Here is a 15642-nt window from a genome sequence, read left to right on the forward strand (position 1 = left end):
GACCGGTGCGGCCGGTACCGATACCCCTACCGGTCGCGGGCGGTCAGCCGGCCGCGGACCGCGGCGTGCACCTCGGCCTCCTCGGCCGGGTCGGCGGCGAGGCGGCGGAGCCGTTCGAGGACGCGGACGTCGCCGGTGGTGGTGACGTGCGTCGCGGCGAGTTCGCGGGTGGACTCCTCGCAGTCCCAGAGGCACTCGACGGCCGGGCCGGCCCCGAAGTTCGGGTCGGTGACGGCGAGCGCCTGGGCGGCCCGGCCGCGCAGCTCGGAGGAGGCGGCCTCGCCGTAGACGTGCCGGAGGGCGGGGACGGCGGCGGTGGCGTGCAGGCGGCCGACGCCGTCGACCAGGCTGCCGAGGGCGGCGCCGGTGACGCCGTTCAGCGAGATCCACTGGTGCAGGGCGGCGACGACCAGCGGGGCGTCGCAGGGTTCGCCGGCGTCGGCGAGCAGCCGGGCGGCGGCCTGGGCGAGGGCGCTGTCCGCGCCGCCGGTCGCCGGGTCGACCCAGCGGCGGGCGTGCGCGAGCGCCTCGGGACCCCGCATCCGGCCGAGCAGTTCCAGCGAGGCGCGGACGACCCGGTGGTCCAGGTCGGCGGCGGCGGTCTCGATGAGTCCGGCGGCGGCCGGGTCGCGCTGTTCGACGAGGTGGCGCAGTGCGGCGCAGCGGGCGCCGGCCGGGCCGTAGCCGGCGGCGTCGTGCAGCAGCGGTGCGTCCTCCGGACGGACCACGGCGGTGAGGCAGCGGGCGGCGGCGGCGGCGCGGCGGGCGAGGGCGTCGGGTGCGGTGCTCTCGCCCTGGTCGGCCCAGGCGAGCACGTCGGCGGTGGACCAGCCGGGGGTGACGCCGGGGCGGTTCAGTTGGCGTTGCCAGAGGTCGAACGGCGACTGCTCGCCGGCGGCGGCCACTCTGGGGTGGTGCGGGGCCCACAGTCGCCAGACCCGCGGTTCGTAGGCGCCGCGGATGGTCTCGCGCAGGTCGGCGTCGCCTTCCGGGCCGGCCGGGAAGCGGTCCAGGACGGCGGGGGCGAGGGCGAGCAGGGCCTCGTCGGTGTCGCGCAGGGCGAGTTCGTCGAGGGCCCAGGCCCAGTTGGTTCCGGTGGTGGTGTAGGCGCGGAGCAGGTCGAGGGCGTCGCGGCGGCCGTAGCCGGCGAGGTGTCCGAGTACGGAGAGGGCGAGGCCGGTGCGGGCCTCGTCGGTGTCGGTGCTGTCCTCCGGCGAGTGCAGGTGGAGCTCGATGCCGGTGAGGGGGGCTTCGAGCTCCATGTAGAGGCGTGCGTAGTACAGGGAGCGGTTCTCGACCTGCCAGTCGGCGCGGGGGTCGTCGGTGACGCAGGTCTCGACGGCGGCGATCGCCTCGTCGCGGTCTGCGGCCAACGCATGCAGCTGCCCGTCTCCGCGGCCTCTCTGGAGGAGGCCGAGGAGGCTGGCGCTGGGCGCTATCACTGGCTCGAACATGAGGTCAGCATCCGTTGCGGCGGTCGTCGTGGCAACGGGATTTCCGTCGCCGGGGTCGGTTGGCACAGCTCAGGCGCCCGGGCGCCGGAATCACCGAAGGTTACCGCCTGGGGGGCCGATCCGCACACAGGGCAACGGATATCCGCAGCACAGCCGCAACAAACCGGTTCCGTCCGTACCGGATCCGCCCCTTCCCCCATGCATTGTGCGTTCGGACACGAATCGGCCGGGGCGCGGCGCGGAAAGGCCGCCGCCCCGGTCCCCGGTCAGATCGGCCGGGCGTTCCCGGGCGCGGGCAGCGCGGCGTGGATCCGGTCGCGGAGTTCGGCGACCTCGGGCAGGCCCCGGTAGCGGGTGGAGAGCCGGTACATCTCGCGCAGCCGGTCCCAGGTGCGCTTGGAGGAGGTGTCGTTGATCGAGGCGAGGGCGAGCTTGGCCTGCACCTGGGCCTCGTCGGGTTCGCCGGAGATCCAGTGGACGGAGGCGAGGGTGATCCGGTCGAGCAGCGCGGAGCGCTCCCGGCCGGTCTTCTGGCGCAGTGCGATGGCGGCCCTGGCGTGCCGGACGGCGAGCGGGGCGGCGGCGGGGTCGTGCTCGGCCAGGGTGCGGTAGACCAGGGCCTGCATGCCGTGCAGTTCGGCCTCGTTGAAGAGCTGCATCCAGCTGGGCGGCGGTTCGGGGCTGTCCCGGACGAACAGTTCCTCGGCCTCGCCGAGGGTGCGGCGGGTGTCCTCGGAGCGGCCGAGCGCGGCCTGCGCCCAGGCTTCGACGGTGTGCAGCATGGCCCGGGTGCGCGGCTGGGTGCCGTCCCGGGGGCCGGCGCTGGCGTTGGCCAGCCGCATCAGTTCGAGGGCGTCGTCGGCCCGGCCGAGGTGGAGCATCTGGCGGGCGGCGCGGGAGATCGCCTCGCCGGCCCGGGGGCGGTCGTCGGCCTCCCGGGCGGCCTGCGCGGCGATCACGAAGTAGCGCTGGGCGGTGGGTTCGAGGCCGACGTCGTGGGACATCCAGCCGGCCAGCACGGCGAGGTTGGCGGCGACCGTCCAGAGCCGGCGCTCCAGCGCGGGCGGGTGGCCGTGGGTGAGCAGGCCGCCGACCTCGTTGAGCTGGCCGACCACGGCCTTGCGCTGGAGGCCGCCGCCGCGCGAGGCGTCCCAGGCCCGGAACACCTCGACCGCGTGTTCGAGGGCGGCGACCTCCTCGTGGCCGACCGGTCCGGGTTCGTAGACGTCGAGGACGGGGCGGGGCCCGCCCCGGGTGAGGACGTGGCGGGGGCCGGGGCGGCCGGCCGCCTCGGCGACGGCGCCGCCGGTGAGCCAGTCGTGCAGGTTGTCGGCGATGACCGCGCCGGCCGCGAGGGCGGCGGAGGCGCCGACCAGTCCGCGTCTGTTCAGCATGAGGTCCATTCCCGTGAACTCGGTGAGGACCGCGGCCGTCCGATCCGGTGCCCAGGGCTCCTTCGGCGGTGTGGCGCTGCTGCCGGACCTGGTGGGCCGGTGTCGTTCGAGACCAAGGTCCTCGGTGGTGACGACACGGCCGAGCCGCTCCGTGAACACGGCGGCCAGCACCCTCGGCACCGGGTCGCGCGGGATCTCTCCCTGCTCGATCCAGCGCCGGACCCGGGAGGTGTCGGTGGACAGCTGCTGCTCGCCCAGCGCGGCACCCCGCCGGTTGACCAGCCGGGCCAGCTCGCCCTTGGACCATCCGGTCAGGGCGAAGTGGTCGGCCAGTCTGGTGTTCGGCCCCTTGCTCAACTGAAGCCCCCAGGATCCTCGGCTGGTTGTCGACCCTAGTCGTTCTGTCACATGCCAAGCGACCATTCGCCAGGGTTCGCCAGGGTGCGCTACGTGGTGTGCCAGTGCCGTTCGGGTGTCAGGTAGGTATGCGCCACCCCGGCCCCGCGCCGGAACGGCCCCCGACCGGCCCGGACTCCGATCCGACGGTACGTCAGGCGGCCTTCCGGAGGTCGCGGACCGGGGGGTGGCGCACCGGGTGGCGCGGGGGCGCCGGGCAGGGCGCGGCAGGTCGGGACGGACGCACTTCCCCAGGGTGCGGACGGTTCCGGGCGGCCGCCGACCGTGCCCGGCGCCCGCGCCCCACCCGGCCGGCCCCGACCCCAGCCAGGGGCCCCTCACAGCTTTGCCGCCGGTCAAGGAAGGACCCTCACCAGCCCATGTACTCGACAGCCAGCACCGGTAGCCGCGCCTCCGCCCCGACCGGGGTGGACGGCACGACCGCGCGCCCGTCGCGCCCCGCCCTGCGCCCCCCGACCGCCGGGGCGGGCCGTCCCGCGCCGCGCGCCGCCGAGCTGCGCGACCCGCGCGGGCGCACCACCCTGGTGACCCGTCCGCTGACCGACCAGGCCGGGCGGCTGGGCCGTCCCGCCGCGGGCCGGGCGCCGGAGGCGTTCGTGGACCGGGTGGACCCGGCGGCGCTGCAGACCCCGGCGGTGCGGGCGGTGCTCGCCAACGTCGCGCGGATATGTCCGGCGTTCCTGCCGCGCCAGGTGCTGCGGGAGGGGAGCCGGCACATCCTGATCGCGGGCACCATCGGCCGGGCCCCGGTGGTGGCGAAGTGCCTGGCGCCGGCGGCGCTGCGCGGGGAGCGGGCGGAGCAGCTGATCGAGCGGTTCCACCACGAGGTGGCGGTGTACCGGGCGTTCGTCCGGCACCGTCCGCCGGTCCGGCTGCCCCGGCTGGTGGCGGCCGACCACGACCGCTGCGTGCTGGTGCTGGAGCGGGTGCCGGGCCGTCCGGCGGCCCGCGAGCGGCACCCGGTGAACGCGCCGACGCCGGGCGAGGTGCGCGCGGTGCTCGGCTCGGTGCGCACGCTGAACCTGTGGCGGCCGCCGACGGACGTGTTCGGCAAGCCGCTGGACTACCAGACCGAGATCGCCCGGTTCCACTCGCTGGGCCTGCTGACCGACCGGGACGCGGGCGACCTGCGCGGGCTGCTGCACGGCCTGGCCTCGATGCCGTGGCAGCTGAACCACGGCGACGCGCTGCTGGGGAACATCCTGCTGGCCCCGTCCGGCCCGGTCCTGCTGGACTGGGAGCAGGCCGGCTGGTACCTGCCGGGCTACGACCTGGCGGTGCTGTGGAGCGTGCTCTCCGGCGACACGGCGGCCCGTCGGCAGATCAGCCAGCTCGCCCAGTCCGGCGGCACGCTGGCCCGGGACGCGTTCCTGGTGAACCTGGTGCTGGTGCTGATGCGCGAGCTGCGGCTGCACGACGTCCCGGGCGCGGGCGAGGAGCAGCGGATCATGATCCGCCGGCTGTACGACGACGCGGCGCTGGCCCGCCGCGCGGTCCGCGCGGCGGTCGGCACCCGCTGAGCCTCAACCGGTCAGCAGGGCCTCGCCGAGGGCGTCCAGCACGGCGTCCTCGGCGGGGAGCTGGGTGCGCAGGCTGAGGGTGTCGCGCAGGTGGCGCTCCAGCGGGTGGCGCCGGTCGAGGCCGGCGCTGCCGGTGAGGGTGAGGGCCCGCTGCACGGTGTCGGCGGCGGTCCGGGCGGCCAGCAGTTGGACGGCGGGGGCGCGGTTCGCGGCCTCCGGGTCGGCGTCGGTGCGGGCGGCCAGGGCGTGGACGAGTTCCTCGGCGCCGGTCAGTGCGGCGTCGAGCTCGCCGAGCGGGCGGCGGTGGAGGGCGGCGGTGCCGCGGAGCCGTCCGGCGGACCAGTCGAGGGCGGCCCGGGCGGTGCCCAACAGGACGGCGGTGAGGGCGAGTTGCCGCCAGGCCGCGGCGACGGGGTCGGCGGCGGGGGCCGGGCCCTTGGGGAGCAGCGCGGCGTCGGTACCGATCCGGGCGTCCTCCAGCAGGACGTCGTGGCCGGCCGCGGCGCGCAGGCCGAGCTGGTCGGCGGCGGGGTCGATCTCCAGGCCGGGGCTGTCGGCGCGGACCAGGAACAGGCCGGTCCGGGGCTGGCCCTCGGCGGTGCGGGCCTCGACGACCAGCCAGGCGAGCGCCTCGGCGCCGGGGCAGTGCGCGGCGCGGCCGCTGAGCCGCCAGGCGCCGCCCTGCCAGTGCGCGGTGACGGCGGGCGGCCGGCCGGCCGGGGCGCGCAGCGTGCCGACCAGGGCGGGGCCGCGCCGGGACTCGGTGAGCAGCCGCCGGTAGAGCGCGGCGGGCCAGGGCGCGGTGCGGGCCTGTTCGGCGTGGTGCAGCAGGGTGTTGGCGGTGAGCAGCGCGACGGAGGCGTCACCGCGGCCGAGTCTGGCCAGCACCCGGACGGTGTCGGCGAGGCCGGCGCCGGGGCCGTTGTGGCGGTGGCCGACGGTGAGGGTGAGCAGTCCGGCCTCGTGGACGGTCTCGATGCCCTGGTAGGGGAAGGTGCCGTCGCGGTCGTGCTCGGCGGCGCGGGCGGCCAGCAGGTCGACGACCCGGGGCAGCCGGGCGAGGGCGCGGTCGACGGCGCCGTCGGTCGGCTCCGCCACGGCGGGGGTGGGGACGGTCGGCTGCGCGGCGGTGCGGGTCATGGCGGGGCCTCCGGGCGGGCGGCGTGGGCTGTCGGACGTCCGTGACTTGGCTTGGGGGCGGTCAGGAAGCCGGACAGGCCGCGCCGGCGGTGCGCCGGAGGTCCACGTGCAGGCGTCGGGTCAGCAGCAGCGGCCGGGGCATGTCGGGGCCCGGCCTACTGGAACATCTCGGCCGGGAGCGGCTTGAGCAGCTGGTACAGGTCGTCCGAAATCGGTCGGTCCCAGGAGGCGATGGTGACCTGCACCCCGTCGCTGCGGCCGAACTGGGAGCAGTAGAGCCGCTCCTCGCTGACCTTGACCTTGCGGACGATCAGCAGGTCGTCGCCGAGCAGGACGGGGAAGTCCTCGGCGGAGACGAAGTCGACCGGTTCCTCGTTCTCCAACGAGGCGAGCAGCTGGCGGGCTTCGAGGGGCACGCCGTCCTCGCTCTCGCGCGCGGGCGACTCCTGCGGGACGTTGCCGATCAGCATGGCCGGGCCGCGGCCGCCGAGCAGGTCGTACTGCAGGAAAATGCCTTGGCAGGACCCGTCCTGACCGGCCAGGATCATGGCCTGGTAGTCGCCGGGCCAGTCGCCCGGATCCATGGCCAGTACGTCGAAGTCCGGGCCCGCGGGCTGTCCGGAGCGACGGCGGAGAAATGACATGGGCCCATCGTACGTGTCCGGTGGGCGGGGGCCGCTGCGCGGGTCCGCGATCAGGCCGAGATCTACGCTCAGGGACCAATGTTGACTCTGAGCAACCGTCCGGGCTACGTTCGGTTCAGCACGACGGGCGCTCCGGGGCGATGTCCACAGGGAGCGGTTTGTCGCAGCGTGCCTTGCGCGCATTCCCTCACTGCGCACGCGGTCGTGTGAACTCCGAGCACCATTTGCTGATTCAATGGTCCTTGGACCGTTCCTGGAGCCTGCGGGTGATCAACCGGCGGCTCCGGGCGGTCCACGCGCCATCAGGATCGGTGCGTCTACAGCCACATAACACCATGAGCCAGGTTCGCGGGGCCCTTCGCCGTCGCACTCGCGGACCTTGCCCGGATCACCGCCGCGTGGGGGCGTGCGGGGTCCGGGCTCGGCCCAGCCGGGGAGTAGCTCTTCCCGGTCGGGTCACTCCCGCTGCGACGGCGGCCGCACCCCTGTGCGGCAGTGGGGTTGGGAGAGCCCGTCATCGGCGCCGTTGACGGGCAGCACAAGCGGGCGCCGTGCCTATACCGCGTGGGGGCGGTAGGCACGGCGTCTGCCTGCTCTTACTCTGCTGGCAGGCTTGTCGACCAGTCAACAAGATTCGGTCCATCAGAACTCTTTTGTAACCTCGGCGTATGCCCACTCGTCACCTGCGCGCGGGCCCCGGGGCCGGGCCGGCGCCCCCGGAACTCCGGCCTCCGCCGCGTGACGGGCCGGTGAACGGGGGGCGAACCGGGTCATCTCCGGCACTATCGCCCGCCGTCCGTCGGATACTGCTACCGCTACTGGCCCTGGCCCTGGCCCTGGCCCTGGTTCCGCAGGTCGAACTCGCCGTCCCGGGCCCCGAGCACGAAGGCCCGCCACTCGGCGGGGGTGAAGACCAGCGCGGGCCCGTCCGGCTCCGCGCCGTTGCGCATCGCGATGTAGCCGTCGACGAAGGCGATCTGGACGCCCTGCTCGTCCCCGGCCGCGTTCTGCCACTCGGCCCCGCTGAGGTCGAGCTCGATCTTGCGCCGCTCGTCCGCCGCCTGTGCCGCCTCTGCCGGCGTCATCGCCATTGCGGGTGCCCTCCCCTTGCTCCTGGCCGCTTCCGGCCGTTGTCCTGGGCGTCCACCCTAGCCACTCGGGGGCGCCCGGTCCGGCGGTTCCGCCGGGGCGGCCCCGGCGGGGTGTGGAGATGGGCCGATCCGGCCGTCCGCGGCCGACACCTGTGCTAGAGGCCGCCAAAGGACGGGATCGGGCCGGGGCCGGGGTGAGGATGGGCGGGCAGGAGCCAGTCAGCGACGCACCCGGGAGCAGCCGATGGACCAGCGGGACGGCAGCCGCGCCGACGTCATCCCGATCAGCACCGCGCCGTCGGCCCCGCCGGTGGGGGCGGCCACCGGCACGGTGACCGCCCCGGCGCCGTCGGTGCCGCGCCCGGCCCGGCCGTCCGGGCTGGGCCGGGTGGGGCTGGTGCTGGTGTCGCACAGCCGGGAACTGGCCGAGGCGGTGCGGGCGTTGGCGCTGGCCGTGGCGGAGACCGACGACCCGGCGCCGGTGGCGGCGACCGGCGGCGACCCGGCGGACGGCCCGGCGGACGGCGGCCCGGGGGTGAGCGCGCTGCTGGTGGCCGCGGCGGCCCGCCGGGTCGACCAGGGGCACGGCGTCGCGGTGCTGTGCGACCTGGACGGTCCGGTCCGCACCGTGCTGGCGGTGCTGGCGGCCGCCGACGAGCACGGCCTGCCGTTCCCGACCCGGTTCGCGGACGCCCCGTTCGTGGAGGGCGCGGTCGCGGCGGTGGCGACCGCGACGGCCGGCGGCGACCTGGCGGCGGTGCTGGACGCGGCGGAGGAGACCGCCCGCCTCCCGAAGCGCTGACCGGCCGCGCCGCCGGTCGGGCCGGGGTGTCCGATGCGTTCCGGTGTGGCAGCGACTGTGCCGGTTTCGCGTACGCCGGGTACGGGTCCGCCGCTAGAGTCGGCCCATCGGCCCGGCGGGGGGAGTCCCGGGGCCCGACCGAGGGGTGGTACGCGTCGATGCGTGTGGTGATCACCGGCGGAGCGGGGTTCATCGGGGCCAATCTGGCCCGGGAGTTGACGTCGCGCCGGGAGGTGACCGAGGTCCGCGTGGTGGACGACCTGTCCACCGGCAGCAAGGCGAACCTGGCCGGGGTGGACGCCGCCTTCTTCGAGGGCAGCATCCTCGACCCGGCGCTGCTGGACGCGGCGTTCACCGGCGCCGACGCGGTGGTGCACCTGGCGGCGCTGCCGTCGGTGCCGCGCTCGATCGCCGCCCCGCTGGCCACCCACCGGGCGAACGCCACCGGCACCCTGGAGGTGCTGGAGGCGGCCCGCCGGGCGGGCGGCCTGTACGTGGTGGCGGCCTCCTCCTCGTCGGTGTACGGCGCCAACCGGGAGCTGCCCAAGCGGGAGTCGATGCGCACGGTGCCGATGAGCCCGTACGCGGTCTCCAAGCTCGCCGCCGAGTCCTACCTCGGCGCGTACCACCACTGCTACGGCCTGGGCGTGCTGCCGCTGCGCTTCTTCAACGTGTTCGGCCCGCTGCAGCCGGCCGGGCACGCGTACGCGGCGGTGGTGCCCGCGTTCCTGGACGCGGCGCTGGCCGGGCGGCCGGTGACGGTGCACGGGGACGGCGGGCAGAGCCGGGACTTCACCTACGTCGGCACGGTCACCCAGGTGCTGGCCGAGGCGGTGCTGCGCCGGGTGGTCTCCGCGGACCCGGTGAACCTGGCCTTCGGGACGCGGACCTCGCTGCTGGAGCTGATCGACCTGCTGGGCGGGGTGCTGGGCGGGCCGGTCGCGGCCGAGCACGTCGAGCCGCGGCCGGGGGACGTGCGGGACTCGCAGGCCGACAACTCCCGGCTGCGCGAGCTGTTCCCGGACGTGGTGCCCGTCCCGCTGGCGGAGGGCCTGCGGCGCACCGCGGACTGGTTCCGCACGCTCTGAGCCGCACCGGCCGGCGGGAGTGCGCCGGGCGCGCGCTCCCGCCGGTGCCGTGCGCCGGGCGCTGTCAGCCCTCCCGGCCCTCGGTCAGTTCGAAGTGGGTCGGGTCCTTGCCGGCCAGCGCGCGGGCGATGTGCTCCAGCGCGCGGGCCTCCAGCTCGGGCAGTTCGTCCGGGTGGAACCAGCCGACCTCGGTCGACTCGTCGTCGTTGACCCGGGCCTCGCCGGAGAGCGGGCGGCAGCGGAAGACCAGGTCGAGGTACTGGGTGCGGTCCCCGTTCGGGTACTCGATCATCGGCGAGACCGCGACCGAGACCAGCCGCTCGGGCAGCACCGTGACGCCGGTCTCCTCGCGGCACTCGCGCACCACGGTGTCCGCGGGCTGCTCGCCCGGGTCGATGATGCCGCCGATCAGCGCCCACCGGCCGTTGTCCACCCGTTTGCCGAGCAGCACCCGCCCGGCCTCGTCCACCACCACCGCCGACACACCGGACAGCCACAGCGGCCGGTGCCCGACCACCTCGCGCAGTTCCGCCAGAAACGCAGGGATTCCCATGCGGGCAGCCTAGTGCGCCCCCTCGGCGTCCCGGCGCGGCATCGGGCGGGCCGGGGTGCCGATGACGGTGGTCCCGGCGGGGACGTCGCGGGTGACGGTGGCGGCGGCGCCGACGAACGCGGCGCGGCCGACGGTGCGGCCCTGGAGGACGACCGCGCCGGAGCCGACCGTGCTGTCGTCCTCCAGCCGGACGGCGCCGGAGACGTTGGCGCCCGGGTAGACGGTGACGCGGGCGCCGAGCCGGCTGTCGTGGCCGACCGTCGCGTTGTAGTGGACCTGGCTGTGCGGGCCGAGCCGGACGCTGCTGGAGACGTGCGCGCCGCCCATCACCAGGCAGCCGGCGGCCAGTTCGGTCTCCGGGGCGATGATCGCCCGGGGGTGCACCAGGGTGACGGGGTGCCCGCCGGCCGCGTCCAGGGCCGCGGCCAGCCGGGCGCGCACCGCCGGGTCGGCGATGCCGATCAGGTAGGGGGCGCCGGCCGGCAGCTCGGACGGCTTGCGGACGGGCAGCCCGCGCACCTCGCCGCCGGCCAGCCGGTCGTCCAGGAACCCGGCGACCCCGACGCCCGCGGCGAGCGCCACGTCGAGCGCCTCCCGGCCGACGCCGCCCGCGCCCGCGATCCACACCATGCGCCGTTCTCCTGTCCTTCGTGAGTGTCAGTGGGGGGCCAGTGGGGGCCAGTGGGGGGCGTGGCGAGGGTCCGTCACCGGCAACGTGCTCGGCCGGGCGGTCGCGGTCGCCCGCTGCCGCCCGGCCGAATCGTTACTCCCCGGTCAACCGCGCAGTTCCTCCCGGGCCAGCCGGGGCGCGGTCGCGGTGGCCTGCCGGGGCAGGACGATCCGCGGCGCGGGGGCCTCGGCGGGGGCCGGGACGGGGAAGCCGGGGTTGACGCCGCCGGCGGCGGTGATGCCGGTGGGGCGCAGCAGCATCCTCGCGGTGAGGGCGAGGATCCGCAGGTCGAGCAGGAGGCCGCGGTGCTCGATGTACCAGAGGTCGAGTTCGATGCGTTCGGGCCAGGTGATGGAGTTGCGGCCGCGGACCTGGGCCCAGCCGGTGAGGCCGGGGCGCAGGGCGAGCCGGCCGCGCTGGCGGTCGGTGTAGTGGACGACCTGCTCGGGCAGGGTGGGGCGGGGGCCGATGACGCCCATGTCGCCGCGGACGACGTTCCACAGCTGCGGGAGTTCGTCCAGGCTGGTCTTGCGCAGCAGCGCGCCGAGGCGGGTGATGCGCGGGGCGTCGGGCTCGTCCTCGTACTGCTTGTCGCGCATGGTGCGGAACTTGAGGATGCGGAACTCCTGGCCGTGCCGGCCGGAGCGGATCTGCCGGAAGATCACCGGTCCGCCCATGGTGGCGCGGATCAGGAGGGCGATCAGCAGGCCAAGCGGGAGTGCGATGATCCCGGCCAGCGTGGTGATCGCGAGGTCCCCCCCTCGCTTCATTTCTCCCCCAACTGGGTTGGTGCGTGGTGTCGTCACGGGCGCACCTCGGGCTGCTCGGCGCGCGGACGGCTGTCGTCGTGCGGACGGTGGTCGGTGCTGGGTGTGCGGGCGGTGCGCTGTGCTGGGTGTGCCGGGGCTCAGTCGGTGGTCCAGCGCAGCCCGCGGGCGCGGGCGACGGCGGCGTAGGTCTCCAGCGAGACCCGGGCGACCGCGCGCTGGTCGAACCGGTCGAGGGCGCGGCGGCGGGCCGCCGCGCCCAGGCGTATCCGCAGGCCCGGCTCGGTGAGGAGCCGGTCCAGGGCGGTGGTCAGGGCGGCGGCGTCGGCCGCCGGGGTGAGCAGCAGGTGCTGGTCGTGGGTGCCGATCTCGCGGCAGCCGCGGATGTCGCTGAGCAGCAGGGGCAGGCCGCTGGCGGCGGCCTCCATGCCGGAGCGGGAGAAGCCCTCCCGGTAGGAGGGGAGGACGAAGACGTCGAGGGCGGCGTACACGGCGGGCATGTCGTCGCGGGCGCCGAGGAACTCGACGCCGGCCTCGGCGGCGCGCAGCGCGTCGGGCTTGTCGGGGTCGTCGGGGCCGATCCAGACGAAGCGGGCCTTGCCGGCCAGCGCGCGGGCCGCCTCGGCGTACTCCCTGATGCCCTTCTCGGCGACCCGGCGGCCGACTCCGCCGACCAGCAACTCGTCGTCGGCGACTCCGAGTTCGGCGCGCAGTCGGGTACGCAGGGCGTCCCGGTCCGGGCCGGGGGCGGGGAACCGGTCGAGGTCGACGCCGTTGCCGACGACCCGGGCGCGCCGGGCGGGGACGCCCCAGCGGGCGAGCGTGGCGTGGTCCTCGGCGTTCTGGTAGAGCTCGGCGTGCGAGAAGCGGGCGGCGAACGCCTCGGCGCCGAGCACGGCGAGCCGCTTGGCGAGCGGGTCGTGCGCCTGCGCCCAGAGGCCGTGGCAGGTGTTGACGACGACCGGGACGCGGGCGAGCCGGCCGAGGACGCGTCCGAGCACGCCGGTCTTCGGGTTGTGGGTGTGCAGCACGTCGGGGCGGATCTCGCGCAGCGCGGCGAGCAGTTCGCGGGCGGCGGCCAGGTCGGCGCGCGGCTGCCAGGCCCGGGTGAGCGAGGGCAGCGGCCGGTGCCGGGCGCCGGTGCGCTCGATCCGGTCGAGGTAGGGGCCGGGGGCGCTGATGCCGTAGGTGTGCAGGCCGTGCTCGACGTCGACGGTGAGTTCGGTGGCGAGCAGCAGGTGCAGCGACATGTCGACGGTGGTCAGGTGGGCGACCCGCAGCGGCCGGCCGTCCTCGCCGCGCAGGCGGAGCGGGAGCTGGTCAGGCACCGGCGCCCACCGCCTTCGCGGTGGCGACGATCCGGGCGTAGGCGCGTTCGGGGATCAGCCGGCCGTACAGCTTGGCCCGGAAGAAGTCGATCGGGTCGGTCCGCCGGACCGGGACGCGGTGGAACCGGACCGGGTCGAAGCCGGGCAGGTTCCGCCCGACCCGGCCGGTGGCGGAGGTGCGGAAGCGGGCCCGCAGCGCGGCGTCCATGTGCGGGACGGGGCGGCCCCAGGTGTAGGCGAAGTGCCGGGGGCGGGTGCCGAGGTGCTGCTCGACGTCGTCGCCGCAGGCGTCGAGCTCGCTGGTGGTGAGCAGTTCGGGGCGGGCGTGGCTGCGGGTGTGGTTGGCGACGGTGCACAGCCCGGAGGCGGTCATCTCGCGCAGCTGCTCCCAGCTGAGGCCGGTGGCGGGGGCGCCCTTGGCGGTGGAGCCCTCCCAGCGCATCGGGCCGCCGACCAGGCCGCTGGCCAGGTAGACGGTGAACGGCAGGCCGCGCTCCCGGAGCAGCGGCCAGGCCGTCTCGTAGGTGTCGGCGAAGCCGTCGTCGAAGCTGAGGACGGTGCTGGGGGTGCGCAGGCCGGCTTCGAGCCGGTCGGCGGCGGTGTCCAGCGAGACCACCCGGCCGGGCGGGAGCTCGGCGAGCAGGTCGGCCTGGGCGGTGAAGTCGGCGGTGGCCAGGTCGAGTTCGTCGGGCGTGCCGCCGCCGACCCGGTGGTAGATGAGGACGGTGGCGCCTTCGCCCGGCACCCGGCCGGCCGCGCGGGCCAGCTGCTGCTTGACCTTCGACCGGATGCCACCGGCCTGGGCGGCGGTGCTCGCCATGACTCCCCCTCGCGGTGCCCCCGCACCGACCCCTGTGACTCCCCCGGCCCGCGGCTGCCGCGGGCGATGCGCTTCACAGTAGGGGGAACTGTGGGGCTGCTGCCCCGGAAACGTGAAAGAAGTGCGTAGGTAGGCCGAAAATCAGCCGGTCCGACCGGTCCTGTCCCATTGGTGGACGTTCTCCGGTCGCGAGCCGGTCACCGGGGCGTCGTCCGGCCCCGGCGGCGGCCCGGCTCAGGGCCCGGCGCAAGACCCGGCCCAGGGCCCGGCTCAGGGGGTCGCGCCGCCGCCGGGGCGGAGCAGGGCCAGGCCGATCCGGGCCAGCAGCAGCAGGCCCGCCGCCAGGCAGCCGACCACGGCCATCGCCCACGCGGGGCCGTCGGTCTCCGGGACGAGCACCGCGACGGCGATGCCCATCCCCACGCACGCCAGGCCGACCAGGGCCAGCAGCGGCTGGTGCCGGCGCAGCGCGCAGCCGCCGAACACGCTGGACCGGCGGGTGACGGCGCGGTCACTTCGGGTGTCTGCCATGCCCTCCACGGTAACCCGGTCCCGGGGTGCGGGCCACAGACCTTGTGCCCTTGTGCACGCCGCCCGGAGGGGCTCCGTCCGCAAGCGCTTCCGGTGCCCTTCAGGGGTGCTTTCGGGCGGGTTCCGGACCGCCCGCGAAATCTCGCCGTCCGGCGTACAACCATCCCGGGACGTCGTGGGTCTCCACTACATTGAGCGATCCAGGAGCCGTCCGACGAACGGGATCGGGAGTGCCCGCCGCGGACTAGATCACTCGGGTGCGGAGCCGCCGCGCCCGGGGTCGGAGGCCGGGCTCCGCCTGCCGACGGGACCGCCACGCCGCTTGCCGGCGACCGAGGGGGGAACCGTGTCGTACGCCACCACCGCCGCCGCCGTCTGCGCCCCGCCCCAGCCCGTCGTGCCGTCCGCCGCCGCCCCGCGCCGGCCCCGGGAGCGGGGGCGGGAGCGGGACCGGGGCAGTTGGCTGCGGTTCAGCCCCGCCCAGCCGCTGTTCCGGGCCCGGGCGGCGCAGCGCCTCGCCGTCCTCGCCTACCACGGGATCACCGACCCGCGGTCGTTCGGCGCCCAGCTCGACCGGCTGCGGCGGCTGGCCACCCCGGTGTCGGTGCGGGACGTGGAGCGCTCGCTGGCCGAGGGCCGGCCGCTGCCGCCGCGCTCGGTGCTGGTGACCTTCGACGACCCGGACCGCACCGTGCTGCGGCACGCCCTGCCGGAGCTGGTGGCGCGGCGGATCCCGGCGGCCGCGTTCGTGATCGCCGAGCTGGTCGGCACCGAGAAGCCGTTCTGGTGGCACGAGGCGGGGTTCCTCGCCCAGCACGGCGGCCGGGCCCGGCTGCTGCCCCGCGGCGCCGACCCGGACCGGATGCTGGCGCTGCTGAAGGCGATGCCCGACCCGGACCGCCGGCGCAGCCTGGCCGAGCTGCGGGTCTCCGCGCACCGCCGCGCGCCGGCCCGCGAGCAGCTCCGCCCGGAGGACCTGCGCGTCCTGCGGGACGCGGACGTCACGGTCGGCAACCACACCCTGGGGCACCCCTCGCTGCGGCGCTGCGACGAGGCGACCGTGCACGCGGAGATCGCCGGCGCGCACCGGGTGCTGACCCGCTGGCTGGGCGAGGCCCCGTCCGCGTTCGCCTACCCGGACGGCGGCTACGACGAGCGGGCGGACGCGGTGCTGCGCCGGCTCGGCTACCGGCTGGGCTTCCTCTCCGACCACCGGCTGGGCCCCCGGCTGCCGGAGCACCCGCTGCGGATCAGCCGGCTCCAGGTCGACTCGACCACCTCGACCCGGCGCTTCGACACCATCCTGTCCGGCCTGGAGCCGGCCGTGCGGCGGCTGCTCGGCGCGCAGGGCTGAGGCTCCGGTACGCGAGGAGCGGCCCGCACCCCCTCGGCTCTCCGGGGGCGCGGGCCGCTCGGCCGGGCG

Annotated in this window: 16 protein-coding genes; 4 read left to right on the forward strand and 12 right to left on the reverse strand. The window is 76.0% G+C overall.

Annotation, left to right across the window (positions count from 1 at the left end):
• Positions 1-26 precede the first annotated feature (26 nt).
• Both KSE_RS07915 and KSE_RS07920 read right to left on the reverse strand, forming a co-directional pair.
• Positions 27-1454 (reverse strand): hypothetical protein, encoded by a 1428-nt coding sequence (locus tag KSE_RS07915; protein ID WP_014134760.1) that lies wholly within the window; start codon positions 1452-1454, stop codon positions 27-29.
• Positions 1455-1720: 266 nt separating this feature from the next.
• Positions 1721-3205: a DNA-binding protein NsdB gene (locus KSE_RS07920; protein ID WP_014134761.1), complete on the reverse strand. Its 1485-nt coding sequence runs from the start codon at positions 3203-3205 to the stop codon at positions 1721-1723.
• Positions 3206-3624: 419 nt separating this feature from the next.
• Here KSE_RS07920 and KSE_RS07925 point away from each other — a divergent pair, with 419 nt between their 5' ends.
• Entirely contained in the window at positions 3625-4785 is a 1161-nt protein-coding gene (locus KSE_RS07925; protein ID WP_051055128.1) for an aminoglycoside phosphotransferase family protein, read from the forward strand.
• A gap of 3 nt (positions 4786-4788) precedes the next feature.
• On the opposite strand, the gene KSE_RS07930 is transcribed toward KSE_RS07925, so the two are convergent.
• The 4 genes from KSE_RS07930 to KSE_RS07940 all read right to left on the reverse strand — a co-directional run bounded on the left by KSE_RS07930 (position 4789) and on the right by KSE_RS07940 (position 7660).
• Positions 4789-5925 (reverse strand): acyl-CoA dehydrogenase family protein, encoded by a 1137-nt coding sequence (locus KSE_RS07930; RefSeq protein ID WP_014134763.1) that lies wholly within the window; start codon positions 5923-5925, stop codon positions 4789-4791.
• A 61-nt stretch (positions 5926-5986) separates the two neighbouring features.
• Positions 5987-6067: a putative leader peptide gene (locus tag KSE_RS46305; RefSeq protein ID WP_341869173.1), complete on the reverse strand. Its 81-nt coding sequence runs from the start codon at positions 6065-6067 to the stop codon at positions 5987-5989.
• Between the two features lie 13 nt (positions 6068-6080).
• Positions 6081-6569, reverse strand: coding sequence for a hypothetical protein (locus tag KSE_RS07935; RefSeq protein WP_014134764.1), 489 nt, complete (start codon positions 6567-6569; stop codon positions 6081-6083).
• Positions 6570-7384: 815 nt separating this feature from the next.
• A complete protein-coding gene (locus KSE_RS07940; protein WP_014134765.1) occupies positions 7385-7660 on the reverse strand; it encodes a DUF397 domain-containing protein in 276 nt (91 codons plus the stop codon).
• 244 nt (positions 7661-7904) lie between these two features.
• Here KSE_RS07940 and KSE_RS07945 point away from each other — a divergent pair, with 244 nt between their 5' ends.
• Both KSE_RS07945 and KSE_RS07950 read left to right on the forward strand, forming a co-directional pair.
• On the forward strand, positions 7905-8462 hold the full coding sequence (locus KSE_RS07945; protein WP_014134766.1) for a PTS-dependent dihydroxyacetone kinase phosphotransferase subunit DhaM: 558 nt from the start codon (positions 7905-7907) through the stop codon (positions 8460-8462).
• A gap of 158 nt (positions 8463-8620) precedes the next feature.
• Entirely contained in the window at positions 8621-9550 is a 930-nt protein-coding gene (locus tag KSE_RS07950; protein WP_014134767.1) for an NAD-dependent epimerase/dehydratase family protein, read from the forward strand.
• 64 nt (positions 9551-9614) lie between these two features.
• Here KSE_RS07950 and KSE_RS41000 read toward each other — a convergent pair whose 3' ends face one another.
• The 6 genes from KSE_RS41000 to KSE_RS07980 all read right to left on the reverse strand — a co-directional run bounded on the left by KSE_RS41000 (position 9615) and on the right by KSE_RS07980 (position 14219).
• Positions 9615-10103, reverse strand: coding sequence for an NUDIX hydrolase (locus tag KSE_RS41000; protein WP_014134768.1), 489 nt, complete (start codon positions 10101-10103; stop codon positions 9615-9617).
• Between the two features lie 9 nt (positions 10104-10112).
• Positions 10113-10733 (reverse strand): NeuD/PglB/VioB family sugar acetyltransferase, encoded by a 621-nt coding sequence (locus KSE_RS41005; protein WP_014134769.1) that lies wholly within the window; start codon positions 10731-10733, stop codon positions 10113-10115.
• Positions 10734-10877: 144 nt separating this feature from the next.
• Positions 10878-11543, reverse strand: coding sequence for a sugar transferase (locus tag KSE_RS07965; RefSeq protein ID WP_014134770.1), 666 nt, complete (start codon positions 11541-11543; stop codon positions 10878-10880).
• A gap of 137 nt (positions 11544-11680) precedes the next feature.
• On the reverse strand, positions 11681-12868 hold the full coding sequence (locus tag KSE_RS07970; RefSeq protein ID WP_014134771.1) for a glycosyltransferase: 1188 nt from the start codon (positions 12866-12868) through the stop codon (positions 11681-11683).
• Entirely contained in the window at positions 12861-13688 is an 828-nt protein-coding gene (locus KSE_RS07975; protein ID WP_014134772.1) for a polysaccharide deacetylase family protein, read from the reverse strand. The genes KSE_RS07970 and KSE_RS07975 overlap by 8 nt, the downstream gene beginning before the upstream one ends.
• Positions 13689-13958: 270 nt before the next feature.
• Positions 13959-14219, reverse strand: coding sequence for a hypothetical protein (locus KSE_RS07980; RefSeq protein WP_014134773.1), 261 nt, complete (start codon positions 14217-14219; stop codon positions 13959-13961).
• A gap of 346 nt (positions 14220-14565) precedes the next feature.
• Between KSE_RS07980 and KSE_RS07985 the strand changes: the two genes are divergently transcribed.
• The gene (locus KSE_RS07985) at positions 14566-15573 is read left to right on the forward strand and encodes a polysaccharide deacetylase family protein (RefSeq protein WP_014134774.1); all 1008 of its coding nucleotides are present in this window, start codon (positions 14566-14568) and stop codon (positions 15571-15573) included.
• Positions 15574-15642: the final 69 nt, after the last annotated feature.

The organism is Kitasatospora setae KM-6054 (assembly GCF_000269985.1).
GTDB classification, from domain to species: Bacteria; Actinomycetota; Actinomycetes; order Streptomycetales; family Streptomycetaceae; genus Kitasatospora; species Kitasatospora setae.

Coding starts and splice junctions, on each gene's coding strand:
- KSE_RS07915 (WP_014134760.1), bottom strand. CDS start 1,454: ATGTTCGAGCCAGTGATAGCGCCCAGCGCCAGCCTCCTCGGCCTCCTC.
- KSE_RS07925 (WP_051055128.1), top strand. CDS start 3,625: ATGTACTCGACAGCCAGCACCGGTAGCCGCGCCTCCGCCCCGACCGGG.
- KSE_RS07930 (WP_014134763.1), bottom strand. CDS start 5,925: ATGACCCGCACCGCCGCGCAGCCGACCGTCCCCACCCCCGCCGTGGCG.
- KSE_RS46305 (WP_341869173.1), bottom strand. CDS start 6,067: ATGCCCCGGCCGCTGCTGCTGACCCGACGCCTGCACGTGGACCTCCGG.
- KSE_RS07935 (WP_014134764.1), bottom strand. CDS start 6,569: ATGTCATTTCTCCGCCGTCGCTCCGGACAGCCCGCGGGCCCGGACTTC.
- KSE_RS07940 (WP_014134765.1), bottom strand. CDS start 7,660: ATGGCGATGACGCCGGCAGAGGCGGCACAGGCGGCGGACGAGCGGCGC.
- KSE_RS07945 (WP_014134766.1), top strand. CDS start 7,905: ATGGACCAGCGGGACGGCAGCCGCGCCGACGTCATCCCGATCAGCACC.
- KSE_RS07950 (WP_014134767.1), top strand. CDS start 8,621: ATGCGTGTGGTGATCACCGGCGGAGCGGGGTTCATCGGGGCCAATCTG.
- KSE_RS41000 (WP_014134768.1), bottom strand. CDS start 10,103: ATGGGAATCCCTGCGTTTCTGGCGGAACTGCGCGAGGTGGTCGGGCAC.
- KSE_RS41005 (WP_014134769.1), bottom strand. CDS start 10,733: ATGGTGTGGATCGCGGGCGCGGGCGGCGTCGGCCGGGAGGCGCTCGAC.
- KSE_RS07965 (WP_014134770.1), bottom strand. CDS start 11,543: ATGAAGCGAGGGGGGGACCTCGCGATCACCACGCTGGCCGGGATCATC.
- KSE_RS07975 (WP_014134772.1), bottom strand. CDS start 13,688: ATGGCGAGCACCGCCGCCCAGGCCGGTGGCATCCGGTCGAAGGTCAAG.
- KSE_RS07980 (WP_014134773.1), bottom strand. CDS start 14,219: ATGGCAGACACCCGAAGTGACCGCGCCGTCACCCGCCGGTCCAGCGTG.